Below are 17,982 nucleotides of genomic sequence, written 5' to 3' on the forward strand. Positions count from 1 at the left end.
GGGAACCGGCGCGTCTCTTCCATCGTTGATCTCGGCATTCATCATCCGAGAGAAACGTCCATGCCCTTCAGTTCCGCTCCCGATACGCTCTGTCGCGAAGGCGTGACGGCAGAGGCAATCGGTCTTGTGCGATCCGATCCGGCGGCCAAAGGCTGGACCCGCAAGCGCCGAGGGAAAGGTTTCACCTTCCAGGATGACAAAGGACAGACATTGAAGGGAAAGCGGGCGGAACGGTGCCGCGCGCTGGTGCTGCCGCCCGCCTGGAAAGACATCTGGATCTGTCCGAATCCGCGCGGCCATATTCAGGCGACAGGACGCGACGAAGCCGGCAGACTTCAGTATCGCTATCACCCAACATGGGCCGCTGCGCGCAACTCGGCCAAGTTTGACGATCTCATCGCCTTCGGACATGCCTTGCCGGAGCTGCGCCGCCGCGTCCGTCATGACTTGACCTATTCCGACTGTCCGAGAGAGGTGAGACTGGCCGCGATTGTTCGCTTGCTGGACAAGGGCGCCTTGCGGATTGGGCGTTCCGGCCGGAAGACCTATGGTGCGGTCAGCCTGCGAAAATCCCATGTGACGATTGAGGGCCAGCGTGTCATCTGTGCCTATAAGGGCAAAGGCGGGACACCTCGCCGGGTCCAGATGCGTGACAAGCTGCTTGCGAAGACACTGGACGGCTTTCTCGAAGAGCGAGGCGCTTTCCTGTTTCGCTGTCGGAAGGTTCGCCCAGTCGCTCAGGATGTGAACACCTATATCCAGGAGACTTTGGGATTAGCCTTCACGGCCAAGGATTTCCGGACGTGGAAGGGGAGCGTCGCCGCAGTGGATAGCCTGGCGTCCTGCGACCGCGTCACCATCAAGACCGTCACACAGGCAGCGGCTGACGCATTGGGGAATACGCCCGCCATCGCGAAGTCCTCCTACATTCACCCCATCATTCTTGAACTTGCGCGAGACAAATGCCGTCCCGAAACCTACTGCCGTGAGGCGGCCGGCCTGAAGGGCGAGGCATTGTTGCTATCGGTGCTGGAAAAATCCCAAAACTGACCGCGTAGCCCGCCGCCTGTCCATCGCGATTGCCCACCCGCCACAAGCCTCTATGGTGACGCCGGAACGGACAAGGTTTGGGAGGCAGGTGTGGACATTTCTCATCTCGATTGGGAACGGCGCGAATGGGTGCGTGAGGCGGTGCAGCGCATCAATGCAGACTTCAACAGGTCCGCAGACACGCATCTGATCAAGGTGGATCTGCCGGGCTTTGAAGCGCAGACGCTTTACCTGAAAGACGAGTCCACCCACCCGACCGGCAGCCTCAAGCACAGGCTGGCACGCTCGCTTTATCTCTACGGTCTCTGCAATGGCTGGATCGGGCCAGACACGGTGATCGTGGAAAGTTCGTCCGGGTCAACGGCGGTCTCGGAAGCCTATTTTGCGCGTCTGCTTGGGCTGCGCTTCATCGCCGTGGTGCAGGAAGGTGTCTCGCGCAGCAAGATCGACCAGATCGCCTTCTATGGCGGCGAGACCCGCGCCGTACCCCCGGCTGACATCTATGCCGAGGCCGAGCGGATCGCGGCGGAACTCGGTGGACACTATATGGACCAGTTCACCTATGCCGAGCGCGTGACGGACTGGCGCGGAAACAACAACATTGCCGAAAGCCTGTTTTCCCAGCTCTCGATGGAGGCGCATGCCCTGCCGGATTGGGTCGTGATGAGCGCCGGCACGGGGGGCACCTCCGCAACGATCGGGCGATACATTCGCTACCGTTGTGATATCTCAGCGAAGACCTCTCTCTGTGTCGCCGATCCTGAGAATTCTGTTTTTTACGATCATTTCGAAACGGGCGATCCGGATATCCGTAGCCAGAGCAAATCGCGTATTGAGGGGATCGGTCGCCCGCGCGTGGAGGCATCCTTCCGCCCCAGCGTGATTGACCGCATGATGCGCGTGCCGGATGCGGCATCCGTCGCAACGGTGCATTGGCTGCAGGAAATTCTCGGCAGGCGGTGCGGTGGCTCGACCGGCACGAATGTCTGGGCTGCGCTCACCCTCATGCGTGAGATGCGAGACGCGGGGAAGGCGGGCAGCGTTGCGACCCTGATCTGCGATGGCGGCGAGCGGTATCTTGATACCTACTACAATTCTGATTGGATCAAGGCGCAGGGGCTGGACCTCGCGCCGTATCTGTCGCAATTGAAAGGCGCTTGAGCTTTGGAGGCGAGCTGATGGGCGTCACGATTTACCACAATCCCGAGTGCGGCACGTCCCGCAATGTCCTGGAAATCATCAAGGCCAGCGGGGAGGAGCCGGAAATCGTGCTTTACCTGCAGCGTGGCTGGACGCGCGAATTGCTGGCGGGTCTGCTGAGCGCGGCGGACCTGACACCGCGACAAGCATTGCGCACGTCGAAAAGCCCGGCTGAGGAACTTGGCCTGACCGATCCCTCGGTCGATGATTCCATCCTGTTCGAGGCGATGTTGAAACACCCGATCCTGGTGAACCGCCCCATCGTGGTCACAAAAAAAGGGACGGCGCTGTGCCGTCCCTCTGAAAAGGTGTTTGATCTGCTGGAAAATCCGCCGACAAGCTTCACCAAGGAAGACGGCGAGATCATCAGCCCGGCCTGAGGCTTCAGGCGGCTTCGGTTTCTGCCGGGGCTTTTTCCAGCCACACGCGCGCATCCGCCTCATCGGCAAGGTCGTAGACCTTCAGTTCGGTGTCTGGCAGCGCCACGGCTTGCATCTTGGCGGACTGGCGCACCCAGGGTTGGTCGGTAAGCACCGCCACTTTTCCAAACCTTTTTTGCAAGGCAAAGAATTCGGCCTTCCGGGACCAGTCGCTGGCAACCGTGTGCAGCGTGCCCAGATCCATGTGCTGTAACCGTACCAGCAGGCTGCCGGGGTCCTCCGCATCTGTCTGCTCCATCAACTGGTCCACGGCTTCCGGCATGGCTTCGGGGTTCAGGTCGCCCTGTGCGTCAATGGTGGTGAGGTCGTTGGTTTCAGCTTCAATGGTGTAAGGCATGAGTCTCCTGTTGGGGTTGCTTGTGTGTAAGCAACGCCCCGGCAAGCAGGGCGTTCCATAAAGTCTGCAGTCGGGTGCAGCAAAAAAAGCCCGGCCCAGGCGCACCTGGACCGGGAGAGGATTGAACGGATTGAACTGAGTTTCTGGGAGGAAATCTAGATCCGTTCAATGATGATTGCCGGGGCCATGCCGCCAGCGGCACACATGGTGACAAGACCATACCGGCCACCTGAGCGCTCCAGTTCGTCAAGCGCCGTGCCGATCAGGATGGAACCGGTTGCGCCAATCGGGTGGCCAAGCGCCATGGCGCCGCCATTGATGTTCACTTTCTCGCGGTCCAGGTCGAGATCGCGGATGAATTTCTCTGCCACAACCGAGAACGCCTCGTTGATTTCCCAGACGTCGATATCGTCCTTGCTCATGCCGGCTTTTTCCAGAACCTTCTTCGCAGCAGGCACCGGCGCGTTCAGCATCAGCGTTGGGCAGTCACCCATGTTCGCGGTGGCAACGATGCGCGCGCGCGGCTTCAGGCCGTTCTTGTCAGCATAGTCTTTCGAGGTGATCAGCAGGGCGGCAGCGCCATCCACAACACCGGAAGAGTTCCCGGCATGGTGAACATGGTTCATCTTGCCTTCGAGTTGCGGATACTTCTTCGTGACCATCTTGCCATAAGTATTGCCCTGGTCATCGACCGGGATGTCCATGAACATGTTGAACACGGTCTTGAGGCCGGACAGGCTTTCCATCGTGGTGCCGGGGCGTGGGAATTCGTCCTTCTCCAGCGCCAGCGTGCCATCACGATTGTAGACCGGCACGACCGATTTATCGAAGCGGCCTTCATCCATCGCGCGCTTGGCGCGGTTCTGGCTGGTCACGGCAAGCTGGTCGACGGCTTCGCGATCGATGCCTTCCAGCGTCGCGATGGCGTCGGCACAGACGCCTTGCTGCGACTGCGGGTGCAGCTCGCGCAGGTGAAGATTGCCAGCGTCCATCATGGGCGGGTTTTTCGGGTCAGCGGTCGCCGCCGTGTAGCTCATCATCTCACAGCCGCCTGCGATGACACAGTCTTCCATGCCGGACATGATTTGCGCAGCCGCCAGCGAAACCGTCGTGATGCCAGAGCCGCAGAAGCGGTCCAGCGTCACGCCGGACGCTTTCACGTCAAAGCCTGCATCTAGAGCGGCCATGCGGCCCATGTCAGCGCCTTGGGCGCCGCGCTGGCTGGACGTGCCCCAGATGATGTCGTCCACCGTCGCCGTATCGAGATTGTTGCGGTCGCGGATTGCGCCGAGAACGGTTGCGCCCAGATGCTGCGGGTGCAGGTGCGCCAGCGATCCCTTGCCAACCTTGCCAATTCCGCGCGGCGTGCGCACGGCGTCAATGATATAGGCCTCGGCCATGTCCAGTGTCTCCCTCGAATTATCTGTTTCGACGCACTTTACGCGAACGTAAGCGTAAGACCACCCGTGACGTCGGGTTAGATGCGTCAACTGTTTTGCGGGGCAGGGAGACGCCGCCTTGGCCTCCGCATTTTGTCGGAAGGCCCGCTTGTGGCATACTGTCGGAAAAGGATGCATCCATGGGAGGATTGCCAGCATCACAGGCCATGCGGCCTGGTCTCGCTCAGCAGCTTGTTCGGTTCAGCCTGCTGCTTGGTTTCCTTTTGTGTCTTCCCTTGCTGGCTTCCGGGAATACCAACATTCACCAGATCGTTCCGTTCGAGATGGATTCCGAAGATCGCCTGATCACGGAGTTGTCCTTCACAAACGGCGCGCGCGCTTCGGCCGTCATCGACACAGCGGCAACCCTGCCCATGATTGGTGGCGCGACCGCGCGCTCTGCCGGTGTCGCAGTTGTGGAGGGTGAAGAGCAGTTTGTCGAAGTGCTGGGCCTTGGTGGCCCGCAGATGTTTCCGCTGATTGACCTGCCCAGCCTTGGCGCCGGAACGGTTACGCTTCAGCGTGTGCCCGCTGCGCTCGACCGGAAGATCGCCGTCGAGGGCGTGCGCAATGTCTTCCCGATGAGCGCCATGACGGGCGATGTGGTGGATTTCGATTTCGACAGCAAACAGGTAACCGCCTATGATCGCCGCCCAATGGGACGGATGCGGGAGATCCTTTGCAAACGGCCAATGGAGGTTCGCAACGGGCTCTATTTCGTCCCGGTAAAGATCAATGGGCATCGCGGCCTGGCCCTGATCGATACGGGGTCCACGATCACCTACATGAATTCCGCCTTTGCCGCGCTGGCGGGCACGCGGGTAAATGAGGAGGAAACCAAACGTCTGCATGGGGTGACGGGCGAGGGGTATGATATGCATGTTGCGCGCATATCCCGTTTCCAGCTTCACGAAGTAAAGATGAACAGCTTCAACATGGTCGTGTCAGACCCGGCCCTGTTCGAATACCTCGGCATGTCTGACGAGCCCGTCATGATCCTCGGCATGGATTTCCTTGCACAGTTCCGGGTGCAGATCGATCGCAAGAACGAGTTGCTCTATCTGCGCATTCGCCACAGCACCGCGCAGAAGTGTCAGGTCTGCATGGAGATGCAGACCTATCGCCGTCGCTGACCGGCTCTAGCCGAATGCCCCATAGGCATGCGTTACCGCCAGGCTGATGCCGTGAAGGGCGCGGTCAATCTCGTCCAGCGGCGCAATCACATCCTTGTGGATGCGGTCATAGCCATAGCTGGCCTGCGCCTTGGACTCATTGCCCGCCTCAGTCAGCGCCGTCAGGGGCGTGTCCTGATCGCGAGAGTGCGGGAAGATTTCGCGCAGCAAGCTGACCGCTTCGCCAATGCGCAGCTCAGCCACCATTTCAACCAGGTCGCGGCTGCTGGCATCATGCCGTTCAGACAGGCGGGGCAGGCCGCCGACAATCGAGAACGCTTTCATGATCAGCGCCTGACGCACCGCATGCAGAACATGCAGGTCCAGCCGACCTTCATGGCGCGCTTCGATCGACGGCGCAGACTGAAGCTGCGCAAGCAGTCGGTCGAACTTGCCGAGGTCTACGGACAGGAAGTTGGCAATCTGGTTCATCGAGACGGCCGTCTCGGTATTGCGCAGCGCATAATAGACCGCGCGATACGCATTCGCTTTGTCTTGGTCGGCCAGTTTCGAATGCGCCACCCATACGCCCGGATCATAGACTTTGGCGTAGGAGCGTAGCGCTGGCAGGCTGGTCAGCACACGGGCGCGGGTGGCCAGCAGGATCAGCCGCGTCATGCGCGGGCTGGCATCGATCAGCTCGACCAGACGGTCCATTTCCCGTTGCAGGGATGAACCAATCCCGGCGGCGACGTTCACCGGAATGCTCAGCTGTTGCAGCGTGGCATTGTGAGAAATGGCGCGCAGGGACCGCGGGCCAACCGGCCCGGCGGCGCGGCGCTTGGGTCGAGAGCCGGCCTTCACGGTCAGGCCGCTGGAGAATGCGCCCAGCAGGCGACCATAATCCTCGTTCACGAACAGGCGTTCCTGCCAGGCGCGTAGCGAGCGGTAGAAATCCCAAACAAGGTCCGTGCGCGTATAGAACGGGTCTTCGCTGCGGTCTTCGGGGTCAGACAATGTGTGGCTGCACCAGGCGGCCATCGTCGCTTCTGCCAGATTTGGATTGGCGAAATGCAGGAAGCCGTCGCCGCCCTGAAAGCTGACTTCGTGGCGCAGTTGAAGCCCGCGTGCCCGCGCTCCGCCGCGTGTCCACGGGGTCAGCAAGTGATCGAAACGCTGTTCGAAGCTGCCCGGCCATGCGCCGCGACCCATGCTTTCGCCATGCGTGTTGAAGATCAGCAAGTCCACATCCGCGCCCTTGGCGGCCAGCGCCCGCGCGATGAGATTGTGGATGCGTTCAATCGCCATGTCGGCGGCGACCTGTCCGATAAACCGTCCGGCATCGGAGAAACCAAGCTGGATCGAGAGATAGCCGCGCTGTTTCACATAGGCGAGGAATTCAGGCTCCTCCAGAAGGCGCTCAATAAAGCGGCCGCCCGTTTCAAGCGCCTCTGGCGTTTCGAACAGGGGAGAGATGTCCAGCTTGTCGTCAACGCCATATTGCCGGGCGAGGTAGAGCGCGCCCATCACGGTTGCCGGGTTCTCACTCTCCGCAATCAGGAAGCGGATGACCGAGCCCGCATCAATATGCTTCAGGATCTGCGCACACATCATGAATTGGCGCCGCGCGGTCGATTGCTCCAGGAACAGGTCTGCGAAGTTTACCTGAACTGGCTTTGACTTGCGGGCCTTCTGCGCGAGCTCTGCCAGGGCGAGGCGGCCCAGCTCCCGATCTTCGGTCTGCAGGCCAAGGTCGCGATTGATCACGGTTCGGACTTGCGCGGCGTTCACGCGCAAATGAATGCGCGCTGTGCCCAGTTGCAGTGCCTCGACCTGCGCGCGGATGGCCATCAGCTTGGCAGCGAGACCGTCCTCAGCTGTGGCGATCACCTCGTCCAGCACATCCACGATTTCGCTTGCGTCCAGCACATTGCGCTTTGACGGCGCGGTCAGCGCATTGGCAGCGGGCACCAGATTGTCCGGATCGGTCAGGTCTGCCGCGAACAGGGCGGCATGCCCGGCAGTGTCTTCAGCAGCCGTCTTCAGGCGCTGGGTGAGCTTGGCAAGCGGGCCAATCTTCTGACTGCCGCTGATCGCCTCAAGCTGGGCGGCGTAGCGGCCAAGCTGCACGGCCTTTTCGGTCAGGCGGAAGGTCAGCGATTGCGACCAGTGAATGTCTGCGCGGCCATCCAGATCATACCCAACCCAGCAGGCAATCGTCGGCACATAGATTTTCAGCGAACGCCAATCGTCCGGAAATGCCTTCCGGGCGACAGAAATCAACACGGACGCATATGCCAGCTGCGCATTGGCGGCGTGCTCGACGGCGTCCTGCACTTCGTCATGTTCGCCCTGCAGGCTGATCTGCTGGTTCCAGGCGCGCGAGTCGGCGCGGATCTGACGCTGCAGCGCGGTGCGGCTGGTCTTCGTGGCGCTCACCACATGATCGGCCAGTGCTGTGCGCAAGTCCCGCGACAGCGCAAAGGTCGGGTGCCCGGTAAAGACGATGCCGCCGGTGGCCTGCTCAACGCGCGCCTTGAACGCCTCGAAGCCTTGTCCGGCCAGCGCTTCCAGTTCTTCGGTCAGGCTGGCCCACGCTGTCTTCGCCTTGCCGCCGGAATGCTGGTCGCGAAACCGTTCGGCGCGTTCCTCTATCAGGTCCAGATGAACTTCATCGGCCAGTTTTGACAGGTCGGAGATTTTCGCGTCGCCGCGCTCCAGGTCCCGGAACAGTGTCTGAGCCAGCGCAAATACGGAATTGGTCAGCGGATCGATTTCAATCCGTGCAGCCTGCTCGCGCAGGAACAATTGAGCTGAGGCGAGGGTCTTCGGAGTGGTCATCGTTGTCATGCCGCCAGAAATACGGAAATTGACGTAAAGTCAAAGGTCTCCGGCGCGCCAGTCGAAATAAATCCCGCCCTGCGTTGAAGTCCGGCTATTTACGGCCGAAAAATCGGAAGACGCCGATCAGGCCCGCCACGGCAGACCCCAGCCCGCCAAGCAGGACAAAGAGTGGATTGGCCTGGTCCGCGAACGCGATGGCGCGGTTGATGCCAGAGACTTCCACGGTCACCGTATCGCGGAAAGTTCGCAGCGGCACGACGGCGTCTTCATCAATGGCATAGATCTCGAAGACGAGATCATGGCTGCCCGCTGTCAGCGGCACGACAGACCAGCGCCAGACATTTTCCGTCAGCGGCGACATCGCCTGAATTTCCGGCGACATGGCGACGATCTCGAAATTCGCACCGCTCAGGCGCGCTTCCACGCGGTCAGAGACGAGCGCTTCACCTTCTATAATGTTGCCGCGGCCGGGCAGGGCGTCGACAGCGGTCTCATCGCCTGTGGAATCAATGGCCAGCGTCACATCAAAGGCGCGCTTGTATTCAGCCTTGCTGGGCGTCTCATGCGCGACGGGAACAGATTTCAGCGTCTCGACGAACGATTCGTTTGCCTGGGCCGTGACATTGGCCGAGCGCGTCGACATCGGCACATCAAACTCGGGCGCAGCGCCCACAGCCTCCGGGAACACATCACCTGGAATGTCCGCGCCAAGGCTGCGAGTCGGGCCAGCAGCCGGGGCGGGGGCGGTGGCTGGCGCCTCCATCATCATCTCTTCGCTTTCGAGCGGCTCCAGCTGTGCCAGTTCTTCTTCCACACTTGGCGGCGCGGCCTCTTCAAACGCCTGTTCCGTCGCCATTTCCTGCGCCGGGGCGGCCACGACCACGTCGTCGCGCGGGGCATAGGTGTCCAGCAGGACAGACCCGGCATAGCCCGCAGCGCCCAGGCCGCACAGAAGTAGAAGGATGGACAGCAATCTCAGCATGGCGGCACGCGCTCCGTCTATTGATCCCCTCAGCGTGGTTAATCCCTTAGCAGAGCTTTATGACAGGGGGAAACGATTACGGCTGCTTTCATAAAAGGCGACGGCGGCTGCGTTCGAGACGTTCAGGCTCTCCATTTCCGGGGCAATCGGAATGCGCGCCAGCTCGGCGCAGGCCTTGGCGACGGCAGGGCGAATGCCCGGCCCTTCCGCGCCCAGCACGATGGCCAGTTTCGGCGCGCCCTCCACAGCATCGGCGATCAGCCGCTGGCCCTCTCCGGCAAGACCGACCGTGTGATAGCCCGCCTCGGCCAGCTGCTCCAACGCGCGGGCGATATTCACCACACGCGCTTCCCGCACCGTTTCGATTGCGCCGACGGCGGCCTTTGCCGCCACGCCCGTCACATTCGGGGCATTGCGCGTCTGCAGCACCAGCCCGCCAAAGCCGAACGCTGCCGCAGACCGGTACACCGCGCCCAGATTGTGCGGGTCGGACACCTGGTCCAGCACGGCGATGTGGCTGACGCCTGCATCGATCAGGTCTTCCAGCGCGACTGGCTCCAGCGGGTCCACCTTTACGGCCACGCCCTGGTGCACGGCCCCGTCAGGGAGGCGCGAATCAATATCCTTCGCGGAGACGATGACAGGTTGCACCGCGCCCGCCGGCAGGCGCTGCGCCGCATTCTCGGTCGCCAGCAGCTCATGACAGGTGCGCGCCGGGTTTGCCAGCGCGGCGGCAACGGCATGCGTGCCCCATATCCAGAGCGGTCCACCGTCTGCACTGCCGGAATCACGGCCTTTTCCGCCGCGCCGAGGGGGGCGGGCCGGGCCTCGACGTGCATTATCTGCGCTGTCGTGTGCTTTTCGCCGATTAGAATGGTTGCGCGGCATTTCGGGTTTCCTTATAAGGCCGCTTCCGGGATGGATCGGAAGCGCGAGAGCGCCCATGTGAAGCCCCGGCGCGGCAACGTCAATTGGCGTCAGGTCGCGGGTCCCGTGGAGGGATGGGAGAGTGGTTAAATCCACCAGACTGTAAATCTGGCCGCTTAGCGTACGCTGGTTCGAATCCAGCTCCCTCCACCACCCCGCACTGATGTGCTATAAACGGCTGCTGCGACCCGGTGAGCGGGTATAGCATAATGGTAATGCACCAGCCTTCCAAGCTGTGTATGTCGGTTCGATTCCGTCTACCCGCTCCAACCGAATACTTCCGTGAAATCAGGGAATTGCACGCGATTGTTCAGCGTGTGGTTCAGGTGTTGGCACGGGCCATTGCGCAGGGGAATGTGGGGGGCCGCACGGCATTATCCGGCAGGCATTGCCCCGATCAAATCCTGCGCGTGGGGCGCGGCCGGGATGCCACGCAGTTTCCCGCCCGAATGCTACAGTTTTACCGTTGACGGACCCGGCCCCAGCCTATACATCGGCGCCTTCCGATCCCGTGCCCAGATGGCGGAATTGGTAGACGCGCTACGTTCAGGTCGTAGTTCTCGCAAGGGAGTGGAGGTTCGAGTCCTCTTCTGGGCACCAGGAAGCTTTTTGAGTGCATCCTTCAGCGTCCGAGAAAGTCTGCAAAATTCCATATAATCAGGGAGTTATAGGGATCGACCGTCCGCTAGCGTCCGCCGTGATCCGCTGAGATCCAGACATAGATATGGTACGCTCGCTGGTAGTATGGTATCAATTAGCAGTCGAAAAGCTGCCGGTACCATACCATGCCTCTTACCGATCTGAAGATCCGCAGTCTCAAACCTGAGGAAAAACCCCGCCGCTATACAGATGGCGGAAATCTGTTCGTTGAAGTGCGTCCTACGGGGTCGAAACTCTGGCGCTTTGCGTACAAGTTTGACGGCAAACAGAAGCTGATGGCTTTGGGGGCATATCCCGAGATCTCGCTCGCCAAAGCGCGCGAGAAGCGCGCCGAAGCCCGCGCTCTGCTGATCGAAGGGATTGATCCCATGCAGCAGGCCAAAATCGATAAGCTCGAACGGCAGGCCCTCACAGAGCATACTTTCTCGGCCATCGCCGAGGAGCTGCTGGAGAAGAACCGCAAGGAAGGTCTAGCCGATACGACGCTCTCCAAGAAAGCGTGGCTGATCGGTATTGCAAATGCCGATTTGGCCGACATGCCGGTCACTCAGGTGAAGCCAGCGCACGTTCTCGTGCCGCTTCGCAAAGTCGAAGCAGACGGCAATTATGAAACAGCCCGGCGTCTACGCGCAGTCATAAGCCAGGTCTTCAGGTATGCCGTCGCCACTGCACGCTGCGAACATGATCCGACTGCCGGGCTTCGCGGGGCACTGATCGTACCTAAAGTTCGCCACCGCCCGGCTATCGTTGACCGTGATGGCTTTGCTGGCCTCGTGCGGGCCATCTGGGACTATGATGGAGCAATAGAAACTCAAGCCGGCCTTCAGCTCATGGCACTACTTTATCCACGTCCTGGCGAGCTCCGCCTGTCGAAATGGAATGAATTCAATCTTCAGAAGCGCATATGGACCATTCCGGCAGAGCGCACGAAGATGCGCCGGGAGCATCGCAAGCCGCTGTCAGAACCTGTGGTGAAAATCCTGAAGCGGCTTGAATCCGTCACTGGCCATGAGCCGTGGGTTTTTGTCTCCCAACTCTCGCGCGGCAAACCGATCAGCGAGAACACGCTAAACGGGGCTCTCCGTCGCCTCGGTTTCAGCGCCAATGAGATGACCTCCCACGGCTTCCGCGCAAGCGCCTCAAGTCTGCTGAATGAAAGCGGCAAATGGCACCCAGATGCCATCGAAGCAGAGTTGGCTCATATGGGGGCAGATCAGGTTCGCAAAGCATATCACCGAGCCACGTATTGGGATCAGCGCGTTGAAATGGCAGAGTGGTGGGCTGCGGAAGTCGTGAGTTTCGCCTCAAGCTGACTGCGGAATAATGTATGATCACGGAATGTGTGTGGGGGGCGGGAGCAGATGCCCTCCGTACTGGTGTTCGTTGGGGGCGCAAAACACACCGCCGTGCTGTATGAAATGGCCACTTTAGAAATTTGGTAGAGCAAGATTGCGGCGAATACTCATTGCAAGGTCATGAGTCGTCTGATTTTCATCCGGATTGATCACTTTAGCGAGAACATCTAGCTTCAATGCAATACCCCGATTGGTTGTTGCGGGTATTTCCGGCAAAGCGAGGAGAAGCTGTTGCTTCTTTTTCTCCAGCATATGCAACCGTCGATCAATCTCTTCCAGCTCCCTAGGTTCAGAAATGTTCATGCTCGTATGTTCAGGATGATCGCGCCAATAGCCCGCTCGGATTAGACGGGTTTCAGTCATCTGCCAGATATCTATCAAAGCAGTGTATTGGTCTTCTAATTCTAGCCAGGATTTGCAAGCACCGACTGCTGGATCCGGTAGGGAAGGAAGCTTTGATATCGTTGAGCCAAGGGCCGCGCCCACCACGAGCTGCCGACGAGAAAAGTTGGATGAAGTGCGTGGAAGAGCATCCTCCACACCAATTCGGCGTCGAGACATGGGTTTGCCTTTATGGTACACATGAGTTGTTTAATATCACGCATCATATCAGCGTGATCGTTTTATGTAAATATGATCTGAAAAGAAAAATATGAGCCTCACTGCTGCGCAACTCCGAGCCGCTCGTGCCCTCCTTGATTGGACCCAGCCTAAGCTGGCAGAGGCGGCGAAGTTATCTGTTCCCACAATAAGGCGAATGGAGAGTGACCGCGGCCCGTCGGCAAGTACTGAGGCCAATGTTGATGCTGTACGCAGAGCGTTGGAAAAAGGGGGAGTCTTATTTCTTGGGCCGCAGGAGAGTGCCGATGGCGGCGCAGGCGTTAGGCTGAAAGACTAGTCTAAAAAGCTATGGTCTTAATAACAGTCGATAACGCACAATCATCACGATTGCTGACATTAGCGTTGCTGAGAGCCTCATTAAGCTTTGAAGAATACTTGCAGCAAAATAATGTTCCTGCACAGAATGCGTGACTATTTTCCCGTAGCTAGACCACATAGCGCGACACCATTAGGTTGAGCGTTTCAGTAGTAATCACGAATAGGCTCAACTTGCAGTATTTTGAACTTCGACCCGAGGATATTTCTGCGCTAACCGATGCCGACCTACGAGAGCTTATAGGTCGCCTGTGCGAAGCAGAACTTGTACAGCAAGGATCAGAAGCTGCTTTGGTCACTTGGGGAGGTGCTCAAGAAGCCGCTGACGGAGGCATTGACGTCAGCGTTAAGGACGCCGGAAAGCTACTCAAGCCAAACTTTGTTCCGCGGAGTACAACCGGATATCAGGTCAAAAAGCACTCCATGGGCAAGTCTGCCTGCACCAAGGAGATGCAAAGCAAAGGCAAAGTTAAACAGGTTATTGAAAACATCGCCAATCAACACGGAGCCTACATAATTGTAAGTGGGAAAGACGACTGTTCAGAAAAGATGCTCGCAGACCGATTGACAGGCATGAAAGCAGCCATTGACGCACTTGCCAATAAGAAGAACCTAAAATTAGATTTTTATGGCCGAGATCGGATCATCACGTGGCTCCGCAGTCATCCTGGGGTTTCATTGTGGGCAAGGCACAGGCTCGGCAAGCCACTTTCTGGCTGGAGACCCTTCGAGCGTTGGGCAGCAACACCAGCAGAGCTAGAAGATGAGTTCTTGGTAGATGACCATCCGTGCGTCTTATTCGCAAATTTGGCGTCGAAAGCTTCGCAGCCTCTGCTCGACGGCATTAAGTTAGCGCGAGACAGACTTAAGCCTGCTGGTAGCGCGGTCCGCATAACGGGGCTGTCAGGGGTTGGGAAAACACGATTTGCTCAAGCTCTTTTTGAAGAGGGGGTTGGGGAGGGCCATTTGCCGAGCTCTAATGCCATCTACGCAGATTTGGGCGATGATCTTACACCTTCCGCTTCAGAATTGGTCGCCCATCTAATTGCGAATGACAGTAGCGCATATTTGGTTCTCGACAATTGCCCGCCCGATGTTCATCGACTCTTGCAAAAAAAAGTTGCGGCAAGCGGAACGAAACTTCGCCTACTGACGATTGAGTACGACATATCCGATGACAAGCCCGAAGAAACTGAAGTAATACATCTTGAGCCATCGAGCGAACAGACTGTCTCGAAGCTGGTACAAAAGCGTTTTCCTGGCTTAGGGCGAGTGAACGCTGACAAGATTGCGGAGTTTTCGGGCGGAAACGCTCGTGTGGCGATCGCGCTGTCGAGCAGAGTGGACGCAGATGAAACGTTGTCGAAGTTCTCTGATGAAGAGTTGTTCAATAGGCTGTTTAGTCAACGCAAAGGGCCAAGTGAAAGTTTGCTCGAAAGCGCTGAGGTACTTTCGCTGGTGTATTCGTTCAATGTCTCACCCGATGAATATAATGATGAATTATCTGCGCTTGGCCGGATCTCGGGTCTGGACCGCAGAACTCTTCATCGAGACCAAGCAGAATTGTTGCGCAGGCAACTATCACAGCAACGTGGGGACTGGCGCGCCGTCCTGCCACATGCTTTAGCAAATCGCGTTGCTAAGCGTGCGCTCGAAAACTTACCGTTAGACGACATAAACGCGGAGTTATTCAAGCAGTGCAATGTGCGGCTCTTTAAGTCTTGCGCACACCGAATTGGGTATTTGCATGATTTCCAACCAGCTCGAAACTTGGCCGACAGCTGGGTGGCATCAGGAGCGCCGTTACACGACATTGCGTCGTGCGATGCAGAACTTCTAACCTGCCTAGACTACATTGCACCTGTATTCCCAGAAACTGTACTGACAGCGCTAGAGACTGCGACAAAAACTGCTGGGTTCGCGTCACGTTCAAATCCACATTTCAACCTGTTTGTCCGGCTGTTGTGTCACCTTGCGTATGAGGACGATCAATTTGATCGCGCCATCGAGGTATTGCTAAGGTTTGCGGAAACCGAAGAAAAGGGTGAGAATAACAATAGTATTGTGGGGCAGATGAAGCACCTATTTTCGCTTTATCTATCTGGAACAGAGGCGTCCCCACTACGGCGTCAGGAATTTGTTGCGAAACTACTCAAGTCGCCGATTCCTAGGCATCACGAAATTGCAAGCGATCTCCTTCACGCTGCTTTGGAAGTTTCTCACTGGAGTTCATTTGCAACATTTGGTTTTGGAGCTCGGAAGCGGGGCTCAGGTTGGCAGCCAAAGACACGCCAAGAAAGAATAGATTGGTACGTCGGATTTGTAGGGCTCCTTCAGCGAAGTTTGGAATCAAATAAGCTTCACGAAGCCAAATGGGCAAAGGAGATGCTTGCTCCAAATTTCAGAAGCCTTTGGACACTCGCAGGCTGTTTCGATGTCCTTGAAGAAATTGTTCGAGCGCACGCCGAGGGAGGTGCGTGGCCTGAGATTTGGATGTCCATAAAGAGTACGTTGTATTTTGATGGGGAAAAGCATGAAGCGTCATTGTTAGAGCGGTTGAAGGAGCTCGAGAAAGTTTCTGCTCCAAACGATCCCTATTCTGAGATCGAAGCCTATGCACTTTCTAACACCTGGGACCACGCCGAACTCAAAGACGGAATCTTCTCGGAAAGTCAGAAAAAGTTAGGCGACAAGATTATCAGTCTTGGTGAGCTGGCGTGCGCGGATCCAAAGTACTTGGAGCAAATGGGAGAACGCCTGTGGGGGAGGCATTTCGATGCACTTTGGTACTTCGGCAAGGGGGTGGCGCGTGGCAGTTCGAAACGCGGCGAGACGTTCGAATTCCTGGTAGGCCAGCTAGAAAAGTCGCAGCTTGATCAAATCTACCCAGTTCTGTTGCAAGGCTACATCCACGAAGTCCACGATGGAGACGCGAACCAAGCACGCCAATTGCAGGAGCGAATTCTGGAGGTGCCAAAACTTAAGGCACACTTTGTTAACCTGCTAAGTTCAGTACCCATTGCTCCTTGGGGGGCAAAAAAACTCATCGACCTAGCGAAGGCTGGGGAATTAGCCGCTTGGCAGTACACACATATTAGTCTCGGTCGGAAACATGAAGCTATAACCGACGACGATCTCTCTGAGCTCTTGTCTGCTTTGCTGGAAGCAGATGGCGGTGTGGCGGTAGTCTTCCAAATTTTGGAAATGCGGTTCTTTATAGATCAGAATAGTGACTATGTCCCTACCGAAGTACTGCTTGCGGTGGGTCGAAAAGCCATAACAAAGATGGCCGCAATGCGCAGAGATGAGATCGGGCAGTTCAGATCCCTCGGATTTGGTCGAGTTGCTGACCGATGCCTCATTGCTTCCGCACCCAGTGATGAGGTGACTGTGATAGTGAAGCTTTTATGTGATGGGATTCAAAACTACCGCCTTTACGGCTTTGAGATGGGAGAATGCCTCTCACCTTTGATCAAGAACTTCCCTGAGTTAGTTCTGGATCGGGTCTTTAGTCATGGAGACAGAGATGACAACGAAGACCTGCTCTCTCATTCGCTTTTCCGAGATCTCAGTTATGAATCACGCGGGGCTCAGCTCAACGATGCATCCGTGGACCGACTCATTGCTTGGTGTAAGGGAGACCAAACCCTTTTGGGTAAGATAGCGAAGTCAGTGCGCACTTATTCGACTGCTGAAGCTGGTGAAGGACCGTCGTCCAACCCCAAACGGGTTGTGCTTAGCGATCATATCATGGCACTACTCAATGTGGTCGAAGATAAATCCAGCGTTGTCGATATCATCGCTGCCAATACTTGGCCGTCTGGGTGGTCCGGCTCCTTAGCCGACATACTCGAGAGGAGAGCCGAGGCCTTTGCAGCCTTGATGGAGCATTCCTCAGAGGAGGTCTGCCAACTTGCGAAAACAAAACTACGAATTATCGAACAATCAATCCGAATAAACCGAGCCCAAGAGATTGAACAGAGCAGTCGCAGAGAGCAGCGTTTTGAATAAGCTTTCCAGCAATTGATGGACAATCTTCGACACATACACTGACCAAAGTACACGGAGTGCAAAAGTAATATCTGATGCACCAATTTGGCTCAGCTTTATCGGCTCCTCTAGAAAGAGGAAGGTCGCTACAGTCAACTCGGTAATCTGTAGGGAAATTCACCTACGTTAACTCGTGCTATCTGCATCTGACTTAGCTAGCGTGCGACCGTAGAGGACTTCACAAACTCCGTTCAGAATGGATCAGTGAGGCCATATAAGCTTCGACTTCGCTTTCGACCCAGACACTTCTACGACCGATATGAACTGGGGAAGGAAAGGGGCGTACGGAGTCTTTGATTTGCGAGTACAATGTTGAGCGTCCAACGCTAAGGCGGTCGAGCACTTGGTTGAGACTCAAGAATCGAATTGGCCGACGCATATGTGCACGAGCGTGATCGATTTCGAAATCGTACGGAACATCAGAGTTGGAAAGCCGGCGTTTCGTCATGCCAGGAGTATCTTCGGACTCCCGCAGTTCGGCCATTCAGTTTGAAGGGAGAACACGGGATTTCGCAATTAATCAAATTGCGGCGGAAGAATCGCGAAATTCGGGTGACAGCGCCTCCGGGGAGGTGTCACACAAAAATAGACGTGCAGACAATGGGTTAGGTGTCACTGTGTGACACTCCCTTAATCTTGCCCTCACTAAC

Annotated in this window: 14 protein-coding genes and 3 tRNA genes; 10 read left to right on the top strand and 7 right to left on the bottom strand. The window is 57.4% G+C overall.

Going from position 1 to position 17,982, the window contains the following annotated elements:
- The first annotated feature begins 60 nt into the window (after positions 1-60).
- The 3 genes from HY36_RS17420 (at position 61) to arsC (ending at position 2,630) form a co-directional block, all read left to right on the top strand.
- Positions 61-1,050, top strand: a complete 990-nt coding sequence (locus HY36_RS17420) for a DNA topoisomerase IB (protein ID WP_051602940.1) — start codon at positions 61-63, stop codon at positions 1,048-1,050.
- 90 nt (positions 1,051-1,140) lie between these two features.
- Positions 1,141-2,211, top strand: a complete 1,071-nt coding sequence (locus HY36_RS17425; protein ID WP_206741230.1) for a PLP-dependent cysteine synthase family protein — start codon at positions 1,141-1,143, stop codon at positions 2,209-2,211.
- A 17-nt stretch (positions 2,212-2,228) separates the two neighbouring features.
- Entirely contained in the window at positions 2,229-2,630 is a 402-nt protein-coding gene (gene arsC / locus HY36_RS17430; RefSeq protein ID WP_035555717.1) for an arsenate reductase (glutaredoxin), read from the top strand.
- A gap of 4 nt (positions 2,631-2,634) precedes the next feature.
- Here arsC and HY36_RS17435 read toward each other — a convergent pair whose 3' ends face one another.
- The gene (locus HY36_RS17435; protein WP_035555719.1) at positions 2,635-3,027 is read right to left on the bottom strand and encodes an STAS/SEC14 domain-containing protein; all 393 of its coding nucleotides are present in this window, start codon (positions 3,025-3,027) and stop codon (positions 2,635-2,637) included.
- A gap of 155 nt (positions 3,028-3,182) precedes the next feature.
- Entirely contained in the window at positions 3,183-4,427 is a 1,245-nt protein-coding gene (locus tag HY36_RS17440; RefSeq protein ID WP_035555722.1) for an acetyl-CoA C-acetyltransferase, read from the bottom strand.
- 179 nt (positions 4,428-4,606) lie between these two features.
- Between HY36_RS17440 and HY36_RS17445 the strand changes: the two genes are divergently transcribed.
- Entirely contained in the window at positions 4,607-5,599 is a 993-nt protein-coding gene (locus HY36_RS17445) for an aspartyl protease family protein (RefSeq protein ID WP_081806274.1), read from the top strand.
- 6 nt (positions 5,600-5,605) lie between these two features.
- Here the strand turns inward: HY36_RS17445 and HY36_RS17450 are convergent, their stop codons facing one another.
- The 3 genes from HY36_RS17450 to HY36_RS17460 form a co-directional block, all read right to left on the bottom strand.
- Complete coding sequence (locus HY36_RS17450; protein WP_035555727.1) at positions 5,606-8,428, bottom strand: phosphoenolpyruvate carboxylase; 2,823 nt, start codon at positions 8,426-8,428, stop codon at positions 5,606-5,608.
- 85 nt (positions 8,429-8,513) lie between these two features.
- The gene (locus HY36_RS17455) at positions 8,514-9,404 is read right to left on the bottom strand and encodes a hypothetical protein (protein ID WP_035555731.1); all 891 of its coding nucleotides are present in this window, start codon (positions 9,402-9,404) and stop codon (positions 8,514-8,516) included.
- A gap of 57 nt (positions 9,405-9,461) precedes the next feature.
- On the bottom strand, positions 9,462-10,292 hold the full coding sequence (locus HY36_RS17460; RefSeq protein ID WP_035555735.1) for a TrmH family RNA methyltransferase: 831 nt from the start codon (positions 10,290-10,292) through the stop codon (positions 9,462-9,464).
- Between the two features lie 107 nt (positions 10,293-10,399).
- Here HY36_RS17460 and HY36_RS17465 point away from each other — a divergent pair.
- The 4 genes from HY36_RS17465 to HY36_RS17480 all read left to right on the top strand — a co-directional run bounded on the left by HY36_RS17465 (position 10,400) and on the right by HY36_RS17480 (position 12,304).
- Positions 10,400-10,484 (top strand) — tRNA-Tyr (locus HY36_RS17465).
- 42 nt (positions 10,485-10,526) lie between these two features.
- Positions 10,527-10,600: transfer RNA gene (locus tag HY36_RS17470), tRNA-Gly, on the top strand.
- A 244-nt stretch (positions 10,601-10,844) separates the two neighbouring features.
- A tRNA-Leu gene (locus HY36_RS17475) sits at positions 10,845-10,931 on the top strand.
- A gap of 185 nt (positions 10,932-11,116) precedes the next feature.
- The gene (locus HY36_RS17480; RefSeq protein WP_035555738.1) at positions 11,117-12,304 is read left to right on the top strand and encodes a tyrosine-type recombinase/integrase; all 1,188 of its coding nucleotides are present in this window, start codon (positions 11,117-11,119) and stop codon (positions 12,302-12,304) included.
- Between the two features lie 114 nt (positions 12,305-12,418).
- Here the strand turns inward: HY36_RS17480 and HY36_RS18485 are convergent, their stop codons facing one another.
- On the bottom strand, positions 12,419-12,907 hold the full coding sequence (locus tag HY36_RS18485) for a hypothetical protein (protein ID WP_155842036.1): 489 nt from the start codon (positions 12,905-12,907) through the stop codon (positions 12,419-12,421).
- 91 nt (positions 12,908-12,998) lie between these two features.
- Here HY36_RS18485 and HY36_RS18925 point away from each other — a divergent pair, with 91 nt between their 5' ends.
- Positions 12,999-13,244 (top strand): helix-turn-helix domain-containing protein, encoded by a 246-nt coding sequence (locus HY36_RS18925; RefSeq protein ID WP_035555743.1) that lies wholly within the window; start codon positions 12,999-13,001, stop codon positions 13,242-13,244.
- 212 nt (positions 13,245-13,456) lie between these two features.
- Positions 13,457-17,293 carry a hypothetical protein gene (locus HY36_RS17495; RefSeq protein ID WP_035555744.1) on the top strand — a complete coding sequence of 1,279 codons (3,837 nt, stop codon included), beginning with the start codon at positions 13,457-13,459 and terminating at the stop codon, positions 17,291-17,293.
- Positions 17,294-17,510: 217 nt separating this feature from the next.
- On the opposite strand, the gene HY36_RS18930 is transcribed toward HY36_RS17495, so the two are convergent.
- A complete protein-coding gene (locus HY36_RS18930; protein WP_081806275.1) occupies positions 17,511-17,816 on the bottom strand; it encodes an AlpA family phage regulatory protein in 306 nt (101 codons plus the stop codon).
- Positions 17,817-17,982: the final 166 nt, after the last annotated feature.

Source organism: Hyphomonas atlantica corrig. (genome assembly GCF_000682715.1).
Classification (GTDB): Bacteria; Pseudomonadota; Alphaproteobacteria; order Caulobacterales; family Hyphomonadaceae; genus Hyphomonas; species Hyphomonas atlantica.